Genomic DNA, 19,804 nt, shown 5'->3' on the forward strand with positions numbered 1-19,804 from the left:
AGCAAAAGACGCTTCCAGCACCGGGTATCGCTACCGTGGTCTGGAAGCGTCTTTTTGTATCCTTCAGGTTTAACCGTCTCAATTCGCCTTTTTTGATGGAACTGCCTGGATCTGGCGCAAGCCGGAGGGACGATTACAGCTCGAGCCGGAGGAACAAACTCTGCACCGACTCCGTATTGCCGGCCGCGTCTGACGAGCGATAGCGCAGCTCGTAAGAGCCACTTTCTTCAAGGACGATCGGATTCGTATAAACCGCCCAGGTCGCCCCATAATCCAAACTGTACATCGTCTCGATCGGGCCGGGCTTGTCGTCGCTTGCGAGCAGCGCAACGGCAACCGGCTGCGCGTACGTTCCATCCTCGCCGTCCGGCTCACCGGGTGATACTATCGCAGTCGTTACCGGCGGCGTCACATCGAGAAACCGGCCGTATACGCCGAAGCCCCTGATCGCAAAAGGCGGAACGTCGCCAAGCGCCGTGTTGATTCCAAGCTGAACGCTGACGATTTCATGAGTATCGAGCTTGCCGTTCGCATCGGCGCCGTCGAAACGGGAGAACAGCTCGAACGGCGCCCTGATCCGATTCCACCCTTGCTTGATGGTGAAACCGGAAGACGTAATATAACGTGCGCCGGACTTTTCCTTTACGAACAATCGGAGCCTTGTGTCGCTGATGTCCTGATCGGCGTAAATCTCGAAGGCGAACCCGGGAAACTCGGAATAATCCATTTCCTCCGGCATCAATAGGAACGGATACGCCCATTTATCGCCTTCGCCGAATTGGTATTTGAATTGTACCGATCCCTCCTCCGGCTTCGCGCTAATTGTGCCGGTACCGATCGCGGCGATCGAATTCGGCAAATCAAGACGCCAGGCCGCCGGAGTACCGGAGTCCGGCAATAGTTCTGCCGTCGGAGAGTCGGTCACGGTTCGTACGTATGCGACCGTCTTGGACGTCCTAGTGCCGCCGACCTCCATATGGAAGGAAACCGGAGACGCCGCATGCGGGATGACGGCAGAGCCGGCCCGAATATCGAACTCCACCGTAGTCCTCGAATAAGCGTCGACTGTAACCGTGCGCACCGGCTCGCTGACGATCCATCCTCCTTCGGCGGAGCCGACGATTGTGCCCTGGATCGGCACCGGATTCAGGTTGTTGATTTCCACTTGAACTTGGTTGGGTCCTTCGTGCGCCAGGCTGTATCCGTTCTCTTTGCTGTTCGGTTTCGCCTCAGACGGATAATGCTGAGCAAGTACGACGCGTTCCTCCGGTGTCAAGGACTGCCGGGGCGCCGGCTGAAGAATCATTCGATCGCCTGCCTGCACGAGCGAGGGCGGAAGCTCGCCCGGAAACCGGACGTACACCGGATCGAGGGTTGTCGGGATCGAGTACGTTCCCTCTGCGTCGGCCTGGATCTTCAGGCTTTTGCCCATAATGTCCGTATGCGTAACCTGCGGAGTACCGAGCGGCAGCGTGACCTGGTCTGGCAAGGACGACCACAGCACGAGCACGATGTCCGCTCCGTCGCGGAAAGCGTGGCCCGTTACATGTGATGGCAGTCCGTTTAGGGTCCCGACATAGTCGCCTCGGCCCAACGCCTCCGTCATGGCCGCTTCAGCCGCATAGGCCGCATAAGGGGTGTACGTCCGGCTGAGCATGCCCCAATAATAGGATCCTTCCTGCAAGGGAAGCGCCAGAAAGGCAAAATGATTATCCGTCCCTTGCGCAATCGAGGTTACAGCGGAAGTTACCATGTACCGGGCCTGAACCGTCTGCTGGAAGTGCGTCAGCTCGGTCGGAGCCGTAACGGCATAAGATAGACCCGCCTCGGTGACCCACATCGGCTTGGATCCGCCGCCGTACGAATCGATAAATTGCTTGTGCGCCTTCACACCGTCGGGATAAGGCATTGACGCTTCCCCCGGCTTATGGCGCTGGTGCCGATGGAAATTGTAAATATCGAAGTAAGGCAGCAGCTCGTTGTCCATCATTACCTGCTCGAAAAATCCGGGCAGCAGTGCAAAGCCGCTTACAGCGACGTTGGGGCTGGCGGCGGAATCCCGGTATCCGATGGCGGCAGCCTTCAAAAACGCGGCGTATTTATCCGCCGTTTCGTCCGGATTGGCAAAATAAGTGATGTCCGGCTCATTCCAGACTTCCCAAGTCTTGACCTGGTCACCGTAGTAATCCGCCGACTGCTTGGCCCAGTTATAGACGGCAAGCAATCGGTCCGGCAATTTGTCTTGGGTGCTGCTCTTGGTCCATGATGGCGCACTATGAAAAACGTTGGATATATGGAATCCGCTTCCATAAAGTGCTGCGATAGACGCTTCGGCGGCATCGGATTCAAACTGGTACACGCCTTGCGCCGGGTTTACGGCATCGTTCCAGCGGAACCGGTCCCGAATCCAGGTGGCGCCGGTCAGCCTGAGCACCGCTGCGGCTTCCTCCAGCTTGTTCTTTGGCACGATCCAGGCCAGCGCCGCATCGATCCCGAACGGAGACTCTTCGATCTTCGGCCTGTCGTCCAGCGCCGTGACGATAGCAAACAGTTCCGTCAAGCTCTCTTCGGCACCCGCGATTTGTGCGGTAATCCGGTAATGTCCTTTCGGCAAGCCGGATAACGGAATATCGTACGAATCCTGCCCCGGGAGCAGCGTTATGGTCTGCGTTACAACTTCCGCGTCCCAATAATCCCTTATGCTGTAGGCAAGTTTGGTCGGCAAGCCGGTCAGGTTGCTCAGCCGGGCCTGAAAGCTTGCAGGTAAACCGTACTGGAATACGTTCATCGGCGCGCTAGAGGTCAGCGAGCGAACCGACATCTCGCTCGGGACGACGCGAAGCCAGTCGAGCGAGAACGAGTAGCGCGTGTCCGGCTGCTTGCGGCGCTCTGTGACGCGAAATACGATTGTATTCGTCCCGGCCTGAAGCGAAACAGGCTCCAGATGATAACGGTAAACCGTGCTGCTGACCGTGCCGTAAGAAGCCGCCTCCACGATCCTTTTAAAGTTTGTGCCATTGACGGAAATTTCGTAGGGAGACGAAACATCCGCATCATGCGGCGTAGCGGCGACATCCAGCCGATACATTCCCTGGTACGGAACCTCTATTGCATATTGCGCGGTATATCCGCCTTCCGGGGCCGCCGTATCCGTCAGCAGGGCGAGCTGCCTGCCGCCGCTATATTCGCTCCCCGTCTGCACTCCCGGGTCAAAATTGGTCAAAACCGCCGCCTCTCCTTCGTAATCGGTAGGATAAGCATACGTCAGCCGGAACGCATCGAGGAAAAAGGTGTACCTGGAATCGGGTTGAGTCCGGCGCTCTGTCACGCGAAACCACAGCGTGTTCGCGCCGGCATCCAGAACGATGGGCTGAAGACGGTACTGCTTGACCGTATCGGTTATTTTGCCGGTTTCAACTGCATTTGCAACCCGCACATAAGGTCCGTTATTGACCTTGATGTCATAAGGTGACGCCCATGCGGCATTCGGCGGCGAGGAGGCGACATCGAGATCGTAAGCCCCCGCGGCGGGAGCATGAACGATATAACGGACCCAATATCCACCGTCAGGAGCCTGCGCGTCGGAGAACAGAGACAGAAACTTGCCGCCGCTATAGGCCGCTCCTGATGGAATGGAGGGAGCAAAGCTTGCGGCCGTATAGGTCTCCGCTTCTGCCTCCAGACCCTGCCCATTCGCCTCGTAGGTTACATACGGGCCGTCCCCGCTCCGGAAGCCTGCGGCATTCTCGCTCTCCACCTTGAACGTATGGCGCGAGCCCGGTATCAAGCCGTCTACGGTGTAGGTTTGAAGATGGCCGTATACGGAGCCGATGGCCGTGCCGTTCCGGTAAATATGGTAAGCGGCTATGCCCGATGGATCGGTTGCGGCGCTCCAGTTGAGCTCCACGCTGGTTGGACCGGCCCATAAAGCCTGAACGCTGCCGCCCGGCGGCCACTCCGGCGCCGCTTCCTGCAGTCGTGCGGCGGACAGCTCCAGATAAGGTGCATGTGACGTGTTTTCCTTGCTGTTCAGCAGTACGAGCAGCCCGGGGTCCGTTTCCTCCAGAAACAGGAAGCTTGCCGTACGGTCCAGCTCGCTTTGACTCTTCACGAATGAAGTCACATCGTATTCATGCCACTGCATCGTCTTGTTTACACGGGCGGATGCCAAATAATGCTCCGGCTTGGGCCGCGTGTTCCAGGTAATCGTCCCTTCGTTCCAGTCGTCGCCGTCGAGCCCGTATACCTGAACATCGGTCTCCGAGCCTCCGGCGTCCGAAACTCCGCCAAACACCATCAGCTTGGCGGAGCCGATCGGGCCGGCCCACGAGCCGAGATCGAACTTCATCAGCGTTTGCCGGGTAAGTCCGGCGCTGCCGGTTTTGATAGCAAGGGTCGGGCTTGCGCCGGAATGGTTTGCCGCCTGAGCCCCGCCCTGTACATACGTATCGTCCGTGGGGCTCAAGCGGATCGGCGCATCGTAGACGGCATCTGTCACGGTAGCCCCCGCAGCATGAGCCGTTAGGCCGGGCTTCGCACCAAGCGGAGGAAGCGTAAGCGCGACAATCAGGATGAAGACGAGAACGCGGCTCAACTTCTGAATCGTCAGACTACGGAACAATTCGATCACTCCCGAGCATCTATTTGTTCAGATCCGTTTCAATGATTTTGTTCGATTCGTCTTGGGCATGGCGAAGTGCGGTGTTGATGTCCTTCTCGCCGAGAATGATGCTGAACAGCGCTTTCTCCAGCTCGTTGCGGACGGAACTGTCATATTTCGTAATATTGGCCGGGGTAGCGTATTTTTGCGGTAGCAGCGCTTTCACATTTTTACCCTTGTACAAGGAGCCTTCTTGTCCGAGCGACTCACGTACCTCCTGGTCCTTCAGCACGGTCAACAGCTGGCCTTCCTTCGATTTTTGCAACTGATATTCTTTGGAGGTCAAATAGACGATCGCGTCCAGCGCATCTTCCTTATGTTTGCTGGTGGAAGTAATGTTGAAATAAGTCGGATACGGCTGAGGGCCGACATTGCCCGTTTCGGAAAAAGAAGGGAAAGTGGCGATGTCCCAGTTGAACTGGCTGCCGAGCTCGGGGCTTGTATGTAGATTGGTCAAGGCGAGCCACATGCCCACATTTTGAGTTTTAAAGAAGGCTTCCCGCTGCTTGGGCAGCGTGATATCGTTTTTGTCGTTGGGCGCATCCGCAAATTTGTAAAAACGTTGTATGGTATCCATAAAGCTCTTCCACTTGTCGCTGCCGAAGTCGGACCGGTTCGTGGCCGGATCGACCATCGGCATGGACCACTGGTTCAGATGAGCGAGATGACCGAACGAGGCGCGCATTCCCCAATATTTGATCCCGCCGTCCTTGCGGCTGATTTTGGCGGCTAGCTGATACGCGTCGTCCCAGGTAAGCCCGTCTTTCGGGTAAGAGACACCGAATTTGTCGAAGATGTCTTTGTTGTAATACATCGTGGCCGGAACCGTATATACCGGCAGCCCGTACAAGCCGCCCTTGGCAATCAGACGTCCAGCGGCCAGCGTCTGGGGCTCGATGGCGCTTTCGTCGAACTGGCTCTTTTTCAGCAGAGGCGTGATGTCATACTGCAATTCGACTTCCTGCATCCGGGACATCAGACCGGTGGAAACGAAGACGACATCGATTTGCTGCCCCGCCGCGACAAGCTCGGGAAGCGATGTTCCCTTGCCGTTTTGCAAAAACTTCGGGGTAATGTGCGGAAATTTCTGCTTGATCGGCTCGCCGAACGTGCGCATAAACGATTCTTCGTTCCAATCCGCTGTCGAGGTATAGTAGAAAACAAGATCGACTGGCTTTTTGGGCGCGTTCAAAGACTTGCCGGATTCGCCTGCTTCCGCTCCGCTGCTGCCGTTGGAGCAAGCGGCGGCCAGCAAAGCAAGAGCCGGCAGGATAATAAAGGAAAGCGTTTTTCCTTTCATAATTAGGACCTCCGGATTTATGTTGGTTTCGGTATGCGTATAGGTGTCTAGCGGCGTACCTCCATGGTTTGTAAGCGCTGTCGACAAGCGGCTAAAACAAACTTAACATGCGGCGGGAAGCAACAAAATATCGGCAATGGTCAAAAATTTGTAGTGAAAGACCAAAAAAATGAATTGTGCTAAAATGGAGGAAAAAGGTGGGGGTATTGGCAAATGAAAGAGTGGCACGATCTCCGTTTCGTGAGCAGCCGCGATTTCGGCAAAACCCAGTGCGGAGATTCCTGGAGCTGGTCACGGTCATCGTTTGATGATTACGACATTTGGTACGTGCTTGGCGGAGAGGGAGAAATCCGGATCAATGGCGAGCGGTTCGGCGTGCGGCAAGGTGCCTGTTGTTTACTTCGTCCGGGGGACAGCGTCGAAGCGGTTCAAAATCCGGAAAAACGGATGTCGCTCATTTACTTTCATTTTTGGCTGAGCGACGGTCGTACAGGGGCTCCTGCCACTGACGATTCGTCCTTGCCTCCCAGATTCAACATGGTGCAGGATTTCTGGCTGGAGCAGCATCTGCATGCCCTGCTGGAATTCGCCGGCAGGGAAGGAATGCACAGCGAGGAGCTGGTACATGCTTCACTGAAGCTTATTCTCACCCAATTGTTGTATTGGCGGGACGAGGCGGAGCATCGGACCCGCTTTCGCCACCGCCACCTGATGCAAAAAATCGTCGATCATATCCGCTGGAATATTCACCGGCCGATCCGTCATGAGGAACTTGCATGCCTCGTGTCCTTGTCTCCGAGATACGTGAGCAGGCTGTTCAAGGAATTTGCCGGGCTTTCACTGAAGGAATATTTGAAGCGGGCGCGGCTGGAAAAAGCCCGGACGCTGCTTATGATTACCGACAAAACGGTGACACGGGTCGCGGAGGAGCTCGGCTACAGCGATATTTACTTGTTCAGCAACCAGTTCAAGCAGCATTACGGCATGTCGCCTTCGACCTATCAACGAAACCTGCGTAAGGCGCGGCTGGTGGCGTTGCCGGTTCGAAGATAGTCCGGAAGGACGATCCTCCATCCGTTCATGCGCTTGCGGGAACGGGCCTAATGGAAAGCGGCGCGGAGGTTCGCGGAACGCTGCTGGAGAGGAGCCGGATACGCGCCAAAAGCCCCGATCTCATTCGTGAGACCAGGGCTTTCCGTTTCCCCGCTAAGAGGGCAGGTGTGGAAGGACTGCGGTTTACGGCCGCCTCGGTTCCTCCGACAGTCTGCGGTAATCGTTCGGAGTGGTGCCTTTTTGCTCGCGGAACAGCCGGGAGAACGTGTTGTACGAGCCGTAGCCGGCCTCCATGGCGATATCGGCGATCTTCATGCCGGTCGAGCGGAGCAGCCCGCAGGCGTGTCCGAGTCTCACGTCGTGCACGTGCTGAAGAAACGTCCGCCCGGCTTTTTTCTTGAACAGAGCGCTCAAATAAGCCGGACTGATGCCGAAATGCCCCGCCACCGAGTTCAAGGTCAGCTCCTCCTTGAAATGATGCTGGATATACCGGATGATGTCCAAATACAGGCGGCTCCCCGTCGTCGCTGCCGCCGCCGCACGGTCGCTGGCGGCCTGCTTCCGGCTCCGGTCGAATTCGATCAGAATGTCGAGCAGCGTCACTTTCATTTTCAACAGTCTCCAGCTGTCGGCTCTCCCGTACTCTTCATAAAACCGGTCGAACGACCGCTTCATGGCCGCTGCCGCCACTTCCTCGAACTGATGGTAAGCAGGCAGCGACGGATCGGAGCCGGCCAGCATCCGCTGGAGCACGGCTTCCGTTTCCAGCTCCGCAAACAGACCTGCGGAGAACCGGACGTTATACAGGACGAGCGGTTCGCCGGGCTTCGTGTGCAGTTCGTGGATCTGGTACGGCAGTATAAAGGTGAACGTCCCCGGCTTCATCGGATGGACCGTTCCGTTGATCGTCTCTGTTCCTTCACCGCTGATCACATACGACAGCTCCAAATAGTCGTGCCGATGTGCCGGATAACCGCTTTCCAGCCGGTTGATCGTATAGTCCAAAGGGAAGGCCGAGTCCATGTTTCGGTATTTATCGATATAAAGCGGAAGATAAGTCATCGGATAGTCCTCTCTTCATGCGGATGCTGCTAGATGTTTACTTCTGCTTCGCGCCGCTTTTTCCTGGTTCCGCGCAGTTCCCGTTTTTGCCCCGGCTTCGCTTCGGCTTAGTCCGGAAACCCCGTTATTCCCTCTTGCAGCGCCGGTTTTTTCACGTCACTTTCATAACCTTCATATATTATAAAATGAATCGTCGTGCATGAGCGAAAATTCTGAAAAAAAAGATTGCTGACGGCGGAATTGCTGATAAAATGAGGGAGAGACATAGTGCAACCAACATAAGTCGCAGCATCCGAACTCGAAAGGAGAAACGCGATGGTACTCTTACCGAAAGTGAACGAGCTCGGTTTTTTTGAAATCCGCCTTGAATCGATCGGCGGACTCGGCGCGAATTTGGCAGGCAAGATGCTTGCCGAAGCGGGCGTTATGGGAGTCGGCTTGAACGGAGTGAGCTTCTCGTCGTACGGCTCTGAGAAAAAAGGGTCCCCGGTCAAGGCGCATATCCGTTTTTGCGATATGGATACGTTCATCCGTGATACTTCTCCCGTGGAACGGCCACATGTAGTCGGTATTTTTCACGAATCTTTATCGAAAACGGTCAATGTAATCAGCGGCATCTATGAAGACAGTATTGTGCTAGTAAACTCGACGCGGACGCCAGACGAATTGAAGGACAAGATGAAGCTGAAGGGCGGAACGATTGCCGTCGTAGATGCGATCGGCATCTCGCTCGAAGAGAACAACCGGGTCAATATGGCGATGCTGGGGGCCTTGTTCCGGTTGTGCGACTTTTTGGATGCGGAAGTCATGAAGGGTGTCATTCGCAAATCGCTCGAAAAGAAATACCCCCAAGCGGTCGGGCCTGCGCTGCGGACGTTTGAGAGGGGTTATAATGAAGTTCGCTTCCAGACGTACGCGCTGCCCGAGGGCGATGTGATGCCGGCTTTTGTCCGTCAGGACACTCCGGTTCTCGGCTACGAGACTCAGCCTATGGGCGGTGTCATTACGAATCCGGGCAACAGTATTCTGAAAGATTTGAGCATTTCCCGGGCCGGGATGATGCCGCACTTCGACGACGAGAAATGTATCCATTGCGCGGCTTGCGACAACGTATGCCCGGATTTTTGCTTTGTGTGGGACGAACAGGCGGACAAGAAGGGACGGCCGCAAATGTTCCTGCAAGGCATCGACTACCAATATTGCAAAGGCTGCCTCAAGTGCGTAGTTGCTTGTCCGACCGAAGCGCTGTCCAAGTCGCGCGAGGAAGACGGCTACGCCGAGCAGCATCGGGTGCCGCACCGGTTCGACCGGGCGATCGTGTAGCTTCCCCATTTCCAGCCGAAAGGGTGACAAGGGCACATGGCAATTGACATGAAGCGCGAAGAGCAACGCACGGGTACAGTCGAGCAGCGCGTCGTATACGAATCCGGCAATGAAATGGCTGCTTACGCAGCTCATCAGATCAACTATCATATTATGGGATATTTCCCGATCTCTCCTTCGACGGAGGTCGCCCAATTTCTCGATTTAATGAAAGCGAACGGACAGCACGACGTCGTGCTGATTCCCGCGGATGGCGAGCACGGCTCGGCCGGTGTCTGTTACGGCGCTTCCGCGGCGGGCGGCCGCGTATTTAACGCGACAAGCGCGAACGGTTATTTGTATATGATCGAGCAGATGCCGGTTCAGTCCGGCACCCGTTTTCCGATGGTGATGAATCTGGTCTGCCGTTCGGTATCCGGTCCGCTGGACATTCACGGCGATCACTCGGATCTGTATTTTGCGCTGAACACCGGCTGGCCGATCGTGATGTGCCGCGATCCACAGGCGGTCTACGATATGAACATCATCGCGCTGAAACTGGCGGAAGACCCCGAGGTTCGCTTGCCCGTACTGGTTGCGTCCGACGGTTATTTCACATCCCACCAGAAACGCCGGGTCATGACGTTCGCACACCGCGACGATTTGCACAAATTTATCGGGGCGCAGCCCGCGCGCGGTTATCCGGATGTGCTGGATCGCAACAATCCGATCACTGTAGGTCCGTACATGAACGAGCCGGACTACATCAACAACTGTTACCAGCAGTCGATGGCGATGTACAATGCGGAGCACGTCTATGACCGGATTCGCCAGGAATACGCCGAGCTGACCGGCCGTGATTACCCGATCCTCGACCTGTACCGGATGGAAGACGCCGAGGTGGCCGTGTTCCTGATGAACTCGGCATCGGAGATTATCAAGGATGTCGTCGACCAGCTCCGCGCCAAAGGGATTAAGGCCGGTTCGATCGCGCCGAACATGATCCGACCGTTCCCTCAGAAGCAGATTGCGGAAGCGCTCAAGGGCGTCAAGGCGATTACGGTCGGAGACCGGGCTGATTCGTACGGCGGACACGGCGGCAATATGGTCAACGAGATCAAGGCTGCGCTGTTCACGCACGGCAACCGGGATACGCTTGTGATCAGCCGGGTGTACGGGCTGGGCGGCAAAGACTTCTACGCCGAGGACGGCCACAACTTGTTCCAGTTCGCCATCGAGGCGGCGGAGAAAGGGTATGTGGCGAAGCCGTTCGACTACTATGGCCATACGCCGGGCGATCCTGCGAAGGCGCCGAAGCGCGTGTTGAATCCGATGAAATACGAGGATTTGAAAACAGGCCTGATCACCGTCACGCCGGATGCGGCGTCCGGCAAGCTGAACGTGCGCATTCCGCCGCTGCGGTCGCTCACGAAGAAGCCGAAGCGGATCGCGCCGGGTCACGGGGCGTGTCCGGGCTGCGGGATTTTCTCCGGGCTGGAGCTGTTCTTCAAGGGCATCGAGGGCGATATCGTCGCCTTGTTCCATACCGGCTGCGCGATGGTCGTGACGACCGGTTATCCGTACTCGGCTCACAAAGCCACGTACATTCATAACTTGTTCCAGAACGGGGCGGCTACCTTGTCGGGCGTCGTCGAGATGTTCTGGGAGCGCAAGCGCAGAGGCGAGCTCGATTATCTCAACCTGCCGGACGACTTCACGTTCGTCATGATTACAGGCGACGGGGGAATGGACATCGGGATGGGACCGGCGATCGGCGCCGCGCTTCGCAATCACAAGATGATCATCCTCGAGTACGACAACGAAGGGTACATGAATACAGGCGCGCAGCTGTCGTATTCGACGCCGATGGGGCACCGGACCTCGACGTCCAACGTCGGCAAGAAGCAAGCCGGCAAGCTGTTCCATCACAAGGATACGGCGCAAATTATGGCCGCGACGAACATTCCGTACGTGTTCACCGGATCGGAATCGTACCCGCAGGATCTGGTCAAAAAAGCGGCCAAAGCGCAATGGTACGCGCAGAACGAAGGGCTCGTCTACGGCAAAATCCTGATCACCTGCCCCCTCAACTGGCTGTCCGACGATCAGGAAGGCACGAACATTATCGATGCCGCCGTGTGCTCGAACTTCTTCCCGCTGTACGAGATCGAGCGCGGGATTACGAATATTACGTACAATCCGGAAGAGAAAAACAAAAAAGTAACCGTCGCCGAATGGCTCGGCTCGATGGGCAAAACGAAGCATATGACGAAGCCGGAAAACGCGGAGGCGCTCCAATCGTTCGAGCAAGAGGTGGAACGCCGCTGGAACCGGCTGAAAGCGAAGCACGAGAACCCTTATTTGTAAGCTGCGATAAGGGTTACGGAATGCGGTGCGGCGCAGCTGGGGGGCGCATTTTACTAATGCGCCCGGATCGCAGTTGTGCTAAGCAGTCGTTTCTAAAGGCGGAGCTTGGAGGTGTCCTGTGCCTTATGTGTTAAAGCATGCGGGAAGCTCGGAACTGTTCGCCTGCAGGCTGGTCAACCGCTATGAGCTGGACTATTTCGGCGTGAAGGACTGGGAGGACGAGTCGGCTGCGCGGGAGGAGAAGGATTCCTTCCTCGCCGGCCGTGGAGTCCCGGACGCCCCGGACTGGGAAATCGCCGAGCTGGAAGAAATGAAGCTGAAGATGTGCAACGTGAAGCTGCGCAACGATCCGTCCAACCGCGTTTATGTAGGCGGGGATGGCACGATTCGTGTGGAGAAGCGATGAAAGCGGACTTACAACAGAGTCTCTGGCGGAAGCCGGGGGCTTTGTTGTTTCTGCGACCTGTCTGACACACAGCGTCTGAACGGGGAGTTGCGGCTGTTACGGAATTGAACCAAGGCCGCCGCCTCTGAACCCTGACCTCGCCCCCACCCCAGCCTCCAACTCAAACCAAACTCGGTAGCCACAGTAAACTCGCAGTGCTTCCCAAGCTCATGCTGCTCAAACAAACTAAATAACGGACTTTGTCACCCCTTATTTTTCGGTAGGATGGGCATTTTCCCCATATAGCGGATGATTGTGCCTCCTATTTCAGGCAAAAAGACCGAAGCTGGGTAGCATCAAGCTGAAATAAGAGCTTCCAAAAGCTTCTATTTCAGGAGTTTAGTCAAAGTCGCCTAAAATAGCATGTACAAAAGCCTCTTATTATCAAATCGCCGCGCGAAATGCCCGGTCGCCCCACTAACAGGTACAAACCACATCCAAGCAAGCATTCTCCCCTTTATACCTCCCTCCAAACGAATGTAACTTGCCCTGACACCGCCGTTTACCTCCAAATGGTGCGTCTGCCTCCGATCGGGAACGACTTGATCTCCATCTCAAACTTGAACAAACTCCGACAAGTCGCCCACTAGGCAGGAATGCCCAGAAAAATGTCGAAAAGAGGGGAGACAACGAGTTGCTTAAGTTACTATTGCAAGGGGGAACCAGATGTGGATGGACCGATGATTATTACGCTTGGTACGCTGGCGCTGGCGTCCGCGTTGTTCATATCCGGCAAAATACGTTCGGATTTGGTCGCGATCGGGTCGTTGGTCGTGTTGATGCTGTTTCAAATTTTAACGCCGGGCGAAGCGTTGTCCGGGTTTTCGAACTCGGTCGTCATTATGATGATCGGCTTGTTCGTCGTCGGAGGCGGCATATTCCAGACCGGCCTCGCCAAGATGGCGAGCAGGCAACTGCTCCAGTTGGCTGGGACAAGCGAGACGAGACTGCTCATTATGGTTATGCTTGTCACTTCGGTGATCGGGGCATTCGTAAGCAATACGGGAACGGTGGCGGTGATGCTGCCGGTTGTCGTCAGCCTGGCGATGAGCGCCCGGACGAATCCGGGTCAGCTTCTGATGCCGCTTGCTTTTGCAAGCAGTCTCGGCGGGATGCTGACGCTAATCGGGACGCCGCCGAACCTCGTCATTCAAGAAACGCTCCAAAATGCCGGCTACGGCAGCTTGTCTTTTTTCTCGTTTACCCCCATCGGATTGGTTAGTATTGCTACCGGCATCGTGGCGATGCTTTTCCTGCGCCGATTTTTGCCTAAAAACGATGAGGACGGCGATAAGAAGCACAATGGCCGGACGTTGAAGGAGCTGGCGCGGAAGTACCAGCTGTCCCGGAATTTGTTCCGGATTCAGGTCGGCACGAATTCTCCGATTCACACGAAAACGCTGCTGGAGCTGAATATCCCGGCTTCGTTCGGCATTAACGTCATTGAGATCCGGCGCAAGACGTCGGCGAAAAATCAGTTTTTCAAAACGATCAATCAGGAAATCGCCGGACCGGGAACGGTCATTCAAGAAGATGATATTTTGTATGTAAACGGTACTTTCGAGCACGCACAACGGTTTGCGGAGACGTACGGCTTAGTGCTGCTCGACCGGCAAGCTCCGGAGAATCAGCCGCCCGCAAGCGCGGAGCGGTATGCGACTCATGACGTAGGCATTGCCGAAGTGATGCTGACGCCGAATTCCAGACTGATCGGCCAGCTCGTCAAACAATCCGGGTTTCGCGAGAAATACCGGATTAATATTTTGGGCATTCAGCGGAAGGAGCAATATTTGCTTCACAATCTGAAGGAGGAGAAGATGCGGTTCGGCGATGCGCTGCTCGTTCAGGGGACATGGAAAGACATCGCCCTGCTCGCGGCGGAACAGGCGGACGTCGTCGTCGTCGGTCAGCCGATCGAGGAATCCCGCAAGGTGACGATGGACCACAAAGCCCCGATCGCCGCCGGCATCATGCTGCTAATGGTGCTGCTCCTGATCACCGAGCTGATCCCGGCAGTCGCGTCGGTCATGATCGCCGCCGTGCTGATGGTGGTGTTCGGTTGTGTGCGCAATATGGAAGAGGCGTACAAGACGGTAAACTGGGAAAGCATCGTGCTGATCGGCGGGATGATTCCGATGTCGATCGCGATTGAGAAGACGGGCGCCGCGAAGCTGCTTTCCGAAGGGCTCGTCGGCTCGCTGGGCGGCTTCGGGCCGATTGCTTTGCTGGCGGGCGTTTATTTTACAACGTCGATCTTAACGTTGTTTATCAGCAACACCGCTTGCGCCGTCTTGTTCGCCCCGATTGCGCTTACGGCCGCCGTCCAGCTGGGCGTCAGCCCGATGCCGTTCCTGTTCGCCGTCTCGATAGGAGCGAGCATGTGCTTCGCGTCGCCGTTCTCCACGCCGCCTAACGCGCTTGTAATGTCGGCGGGACGGTATAAGTTCAGCCATTATCTCAAGGTCGGACTGCCGCTGCAGCTGCTGATGGGGATCGTGATGGTTGCCGTGCTGCCGTTCTTTTTTCCTTTCTAACAAAAGTAGAAGCCGCTTCCGGTGGACGTTATTTTAAGTGCGAGTTCAAAAAGTCCGGTTTTCAGCACCGAGAAGATGGGATGAAGCTAGGAAATGAGGAGCGGAGCGTAGTGAAAGCTACGTGAGCACCGGAAGTTCCGGCTGAATGCCATATTCGATGTCGAGCAGGCTTCCTGTATCTGCTTCGTGATCAAAAGTGGACTTTTTGAACAACCTCTTTTAGTCCGGGAAGCGGCATTTTTGGCTTAGTAAAGCAGGAGGGAGACAGTTTTTTTCAAGGATCTGTCGCATCAGATTGGCTGCAGTGATGTTCATTAGCCATGTAGCGGAAGAATGATTTCCTCTATTTCCCCGAAATACGTCAGTTTTACGCTATAGCGGAAATCTGATTTCCGTTATTTTCGCTATACCGGGTAATATAGGCGGTAATACGGGAAATAGCGGAACAGTTTCTTCCGCTATGCGTCTAATTCCCGCTATTGGAAACAAATAGCGGAAGTTTATCTTCCGGAAGCAGCTTCACAGCCAACCCCTGAAGCCGATTACCACTATAACCCCCAACACGAGATAAACAGCTGCCGCGCAACCGAGCACAATGTGTGGGGAGACGAACGGTACGAAATAATCGCCAACTCTAACTGGAGCAGCGAACATACCTGTTCCTCCCGCCGACAAACGGCCATGGGATTGACCAATGACATGCGAGTCCGCTTTTCCGCACCACACCATCCCCCCGCCTCCCCGGGAGCATCGCGCGGTACGGTGGAAAAGCGTCCCCGCGCACGCCAAAAACCGTCCGGTCAACTGTACCGGACGGTTTTCCTGCGTCTTTACCTTGCGCAACGTTACTCAATCAGCAATCCGGCCTTCGACTCCCCGATCGCCACGATCTCCATGCCGGACACTTGGGCATAACGGACGCCGGCTAACAGCACATTGTCGTGCAGAACGTCCGGGAAACGCTCCAGCGCCGTTTTGACTTGCGGGCTCACGTCCAGCACCAGGTTGACGCGTTTCTCGATCGGCAGCTCCAGCTTTTTGCGGTAATCCTGTACGGCGCGTACGACTTCGCGGACGAGGCCTTCCTGTTCCAGCTCCTCGGTAATCGTCGTATTCAAGGCGACGGTCATTTTGTAGCCGGAGGCGGAGGCGAAGCCTTCCTTCGCCTGCTTCTCGACGAGCAGCTCCTCCAGCGTGACGCGGACCGATTCTCCCTCGACCGTGATATCGAGGTAGCCGTTATCCACCGCAAACTTCGACTCGGCCGAAGGGAGCTGCTTCAGATGGTTTTGCAGCGGACCGACCAGCTTGCCGTACTTTTTACCGGCCGCCTTCAGATTCAGCTTCAGGGCGAAGTTGACGAAGCCGCTGTCGCCATGGACGAGGCGGATCACTTTGACGTTGATTTCTTCCTTAATGATCGCCTCGAAACGGCTGAGATCGAATTCGCGGTCAAGCGCGACGAGCAGCTCGGACAAAGGCTGGCGCGTTTTGATTCCGGTCTCGCTCCTGACACTTCTCGCCAGCTCGACGATTTGGCGTGCGGTTTCCATATCCGATTCCAATACGGAATCGATCTCCGCTTCGCTCGCCTGCGGATAATCCGCAAGATGAACGCTTCCCTTGCCGCCGAGGTTGTCGTACAAATCCTCCGCGATCAGCGGCGCATAAGGCGCGATCATCCGCGCTACCGTCAACAGCACGCGGCGCAGCGTCTGGTAGGCTGCGACTTTGTCTGCGGTCAAGCCGCTTCCCCAGAAGCGGTCGCGGGAGCGGCGGATGTACCAGTTGCTCAGCTCGTCGACGAACGTCTCCAGCTGCTTCGCCGGGTTCAGGAAGTCGTACGTCTCCAGCCCTTTGCTTACTTGCTGAAGGGTGGTGTTCAGTCTGGAGAGAATCCAGCGATCCAACTCGTTCGTTGAACGCTGCTCCGGGTGATCTTCCGGCTTGTATCCGTCGATCGTCGCATAAAGCGCATAAAACGCGTGCGTATTATGGATCGTATCGATCACCTTCGATTTGGCTTCGGCCACGATGCCTTTGGAGAACCGCTTGCTGTTCCACGGCGCGCTGTCGGCCAGCAGCGCCCAGCGGAACGCATCGGTGCCGAACTCGTCGATGATGTCCCACGGATCGATGACATTGCCTTTGCTTTTAGACATTTTCTGCCCGTTCTCGTCGAGCACGTGTCCCGTAGAAATAACGGCTTTGTACGGCGATTGGTCGTTATACAGCGTGGACACCGCCAGCAGGCTGAAAAACCAGCCTCTCGTCTGATCGATCCCTTCGCAGATCATGTCGGCCGGATACTGCTCCTGGAACAGCTGCTTGTCGCCGAACGGGTAGTGCTGCTGGGCGAACGGCATCGAGCCGCTGTCGAACCAGACGTCGATCACTTCCGGGGTACGGTCCATCGTTCCTCCACAAGAGCAGCGCAGCAGCACCTCGTCCACGTACGGCTTGTGCAGCTCCAGATTCGGATCGACCGGCTGAACCGCCCGTTCCCGCAAGTCCGCCGCGCTTCCCGGCGCATATTCGCATCCGCAGTCGCGGCATAACCAGACGTTAAGCGGAGTCCCCCAGTACCGGTTCCGGCTGATGTTCCAGTCGACCAGCTCCTCCAGAAACTTGCCGAACCGGCCTTCCCGGATATGGGACGGGTACCAGTCGATTTTGCTGTTGTTTTCGATCAGCTGATCTTTCACCGCAGTCGTCTTGATAAACCAGCTCTCCATCGCGTAATACAGCAGCGGCGATTTGCAGCGCCAGCAGAACGGGTAGCTGTGCTCGTACCGCTCTTTGGCGAACAGCAGCTTGCGTTCGGACAAGCTCTTGACGATATCGACGTCGCAGTCCTTTACGAAACGTCCGGCAAACTCGGCGACCTGCGCGGTATAACGCCCGGCCAGATCGACGACGCTTACGAAGTCGAGCCCGTGCTGGCGGGTCGTCCGGTAGTCGTCCTCCCCGTGAGCCGGAGCGATATGGACGATCCCGGTACCGCTCGAATCGCTGACGTAATCGGCATCGACGACGATAAACCCTTTCTGGGCGGTCAAGTAAGAGAAAGGAGGCTCGTAAGCGGCGCCTACGAATTCCGAGCCTTTATGCACGGACAGCCGTTCGAAGTCTTCCTTGAACCATTTGTCCGCCAGATTGTCCGCCACGATATAGACTTCGCCGGCCTGTCTCACTTTGACGTAATCGAGGTTGGCGTTAACGGCTAACGCGACGTTGGCCGGCAGCGTCCACGGCGTAGTCGTCCAGGCGAGGAAATACTCGCCGCTTTGCTTATTCCGGAACTTCACGGTCGCGCTTAAATCTTTGACGTCCTCGTAGCCTTGAGCGACCTCGTGCGAGCTGAGCGTCGTCTGGCAATCCGGGCAGTACGGGCTGACGCGATGGCCTTTGTACAGCAGCCCCTTCTTATGAATCTCCGCTAAAATGTGCCAGACGCTCTCAATGTAGTCATTGGTCAGCGTGACATACGGGTGGTCCATATCGGTCCAGTAGGCGATGCCTTCAGTCAGCTCGCGCCACTGCTTCTCATATTCGAACACGCTGCCTTTGCAAGTCTCGATGAATTTGGCAACGCCGTACTTCTCGATCTCCTGCTTGCCGGAGATGCCGAGCTGCTTCTCGACGCCGAGCTCTACCGGCAGACCGTGCGTATCCCAGCCGGCCTTGCGGACGACGCGGTAACCGGACATCGTCTTATAGCGGCAAATAAAGTCTTTGATAACGCGTCCGAGCACATGCCCGATATGCGGCTTGCCGTTGGCGGTCGGGGGGCCTTCGTAGAACACGAAATTCGGCCTGCCTTCCCGGTTTGCGATCGACTGCCGGAACGTATCCTCCTGCTTCCATCTCTTTAGTACGCGGAGCTCGCGTTCTCTTGCTTTTTCTTTGACATCCACTTTTCTCATCGCGTTTAGCCATCCTCTCGGGTTCATAACCATAATCAAACAAAAAAATCCCGTCCCTCTAAGGGACGAGATTATCTCTCGCGATACCACCCTTGTTCCGTTCGACCCATGCTCCGAGTCTCCCGGCACCTCAACTGCGCACTATCATGCGCGTCCCTTGTAACGGCGGGACCCCGGGGCGGCTTACTGGAGCGCTTCAGCTTTCCTTCTCGGAGAGGATGTTCGGCTAACACTTGAACGTTGGCTTTCAGCACGTGGCCAACTCTCTGGGGGACAAGGGATTAGCGTACTCGTTCTCGTCAATGAATTTGGTTATGGCATGTAATTATCTCTTTTGTACACTATTCCAATTCAATTGTCAACAAGTGGAACAAATTGGTGCTGGGGTGCGTCTAGTAGTACAAAGTCAGAGTTGTATTTTGAAAAAGGGAGAGAGACTTGCCAAGCGCTTTTTAATCCACTCTCCCTATCGGGTCTGACATCGTACTAAAGGCAGAGGTGATAAGATGAGAAAACGTATGATGACCATCCTGTTGTGCAGTTTGCTAGCTATGGCGGTGATCGGGTTCGCCGCTCCTGCGGACGTATTCGCCTGTTCCTGCGCGGCGCCTCCGTCCGTACAGTCCGAGATGAACCGGAAGACGGCGATCTTCGCCGGGAAGGTGAAGGACGTCAAGCAGCCGGGCAAAATCGGCTTCGCGCAATCGTCGGCCGATCCGGTTCGCGTTACGTTCGAAGTGACGACGGTGTGGAAGGGGCAGGTAACGTCCACGACGGAAGTGTACACGGCGATGAGCTCGGCGAGCTGTGGCTATACCGGATTTGCCGTCAACCAGAGCTATCTCGTCTCCGCTTACGGAACGTCGGACCGGCTGGAGACCGGCATGTGCGAGATGACCAAGCCGTTGTCCGCGGCAAGCCTGGAGCTGGCCGAGCTGGGCGCGGGTCAAGCGCCCGACCCTTCCAAGGCAGTCGCCGAAGGGAGCTACATCGTTCCGGTGATCGTGGCGGTATCCGTGCTGGTAATCGCGGCAGCGGCAGCGCTGTTCATGCTATCGAGGAGGCGGAGAACGTAAACTTGCGCCTTCCGTCCGATTGAAACGCGTTTCGTTCGAAGGTACTATGAAGCTAGTGTCCAGCAAAAAGTTACGAAGT

Annotated in this window: 10 protein-coding genes and 1 other annotated feature; of the genes, 6 read left to right on the top strand and 4 right to left on the bottom strand. The window is 56.2% G+C overall.

What is annotated here, in order from left to right; genetic code table 11:
• Positions 1-133: 133 nt before the first annotated feature.
• Together AC3Y2E_RS00420 and AC3Y2E_RS00425 are read right to left on the bottom strand one after the other, a co-directional pair.
• A complete protein-coding gene (locus AC3Y2E_RS00420; protein WP_379205998.1) occupies positions 134-4,621 on the bottom strand; it encodes a CBM96 family carbohydrate-binding protein in 4,488 nt (1,495 codons plus the stop codon).
• Between the two features lie 19 nt (positions 4,622-4,640).
• Positions 4,641-5,960, bottom strand: a complete 1,320-nt coding sequence (locus AC3Y2E_RS00425; RefSeq protein ID WP_379206000.1) for an ABC transporter substrate-binding protein — start codon at positions 5,958-5,960, stop codon at positions 4,641-4,643.
• A gap of 213 nt (positions 5,961-6,173) precedes the next feature.
• Here AC3Y2E_RS00425 and AC3Y2E_RS00430 point away from each other — a divergent pair, with 213 nt between their 5' ends.
• Positions 6,174-7,013: a helix-turn-helix domain-containing protein gene (locus AC3Y2E_RS00430; protein ID WP_379206002.1), complete on the top strand. Its 840-nt coding sequence runs from the start codon at positions 6,174-6,176 to the stop codon at positions 7,011-7,013.
• A gap of 183 nt (positions 7,014-7,196) precedes the next feature.
• On the opposite strand, the gene AC3Y2E_RS00435 is transcribed toward AC3Y2E_RS00430, so the two are convergent.
• Positions 7,197-8,075: an AraC family transcriptional regulator gene (locus tag AC3Y2E_RS00435; protein ID WP_379206004.1), complete on the bottom strand. Its 879-nt coding sequence runs from the start codon at positions 8,073-8,075 to the stop codon at positions 7,197-7,199.
• Between the two features lie 315 nt (positions 8,076-8,390).
• Here AC3Y2E_RS00435 and AC3Y2E_RS00440 point away from each other — a divergent pair, with 315 nt between their 5' ends.
• The 4 genes from AC3Y2E_RS00440 (at position 8,391) to AC3Y2E_RS00455 (ending at position 14,723) form a co-directional block, all read left to right on the top strand.
• A complete protein-coding gene (locus AC3Y2E_RS00440) occupies positions 8,391-9,398 on the top strand; it encodes a 2-oxoacid:acceptor oxidoreductase family protein (RefSeq protein ID WP_190924239.1) in 1,008 nt (335 codons plus the stop codon).
• A gap of 36 nt (positions 9,399-9,434) precedes the next feature.
• Positions 9,435-11,744: a thiamine pyrophosphate-dependent enzyme gene (locus AC3Y2E_RS00445; protein ID WP_379206007.1), complete on the top strand. Its 2,310-nt coding sequence runs from the start codon at positions 9,435-9,437 to the stop codon at positions 11,742-11,744.
• 118 nt (positions 11,745-11,862) lie between these two features.
• Positions 11,863-12,150 (top strand): hypothetical protein, encoded by a 288-nt coding sequence (locus AC3Y2E_RS00450; protein ID WP_332072714.1) that lies wholly within the window; start codon positions 11,863-11,865, stop codon positions 12,148-12,150.
• Positions 12,151-12,857: 707 nt separating this feature from the next.
• Positions 12,858-14,723 carry an SLC13 family permease gene (locus tag AC3Y2E_RS00455; RefSeq protein WP_379206009.1) on the top strand — a complete coding sequence of 622 codons (1,866 nt, stop codon included), beginning with the start codon at positions 12,858-12,860 and terminating at the stop codon, positions 14,721-14,723.
• A gap of 845 nt (positions 14,724-15,568) precedes the next feature.
• Here AC3Y2E_RS00455 and ileS read toward each other — a convergent pair.
• A complete protein-coding gene (gene ileS, locus AC3Y2E_RS00460) occupies positions 15,569-18,649 on the bottom strand; it encodes an isoleucine--tRNA ligase (RefSeq protein ID WP_379206011.1) in 3,081 nt (1,026 codons plus the stop codon).
• Positions 18,650-18,707: 58 nt separating this feature from the next.
• Positions 18,708-18,961, bottom strand: a binding site (T-box leader).
• A gap of 194 nt (positions 18,962-19,155) precedes the next feature.
• Here ileS and AC3Y2E_RS00465 point away from each other — a divergent pair.
• Positions 19,156-19,725 (top strand): hypothetical protein, encoded by a 570-nt coding sequence (locus AC3Y2E_RS00465; protein WP_379206013.1) that lies wholly within the window; start codon positions 19,156-19,158, stop codon positions 19,723-19,725.
• The last annotated feature ends 79 nt before the right edge of the window (positions 19,726-19,804 follow it).

The sequence above is a fragment of the Paenibacillus sp. MAH-35 genome, assembly GCF_058135425.1.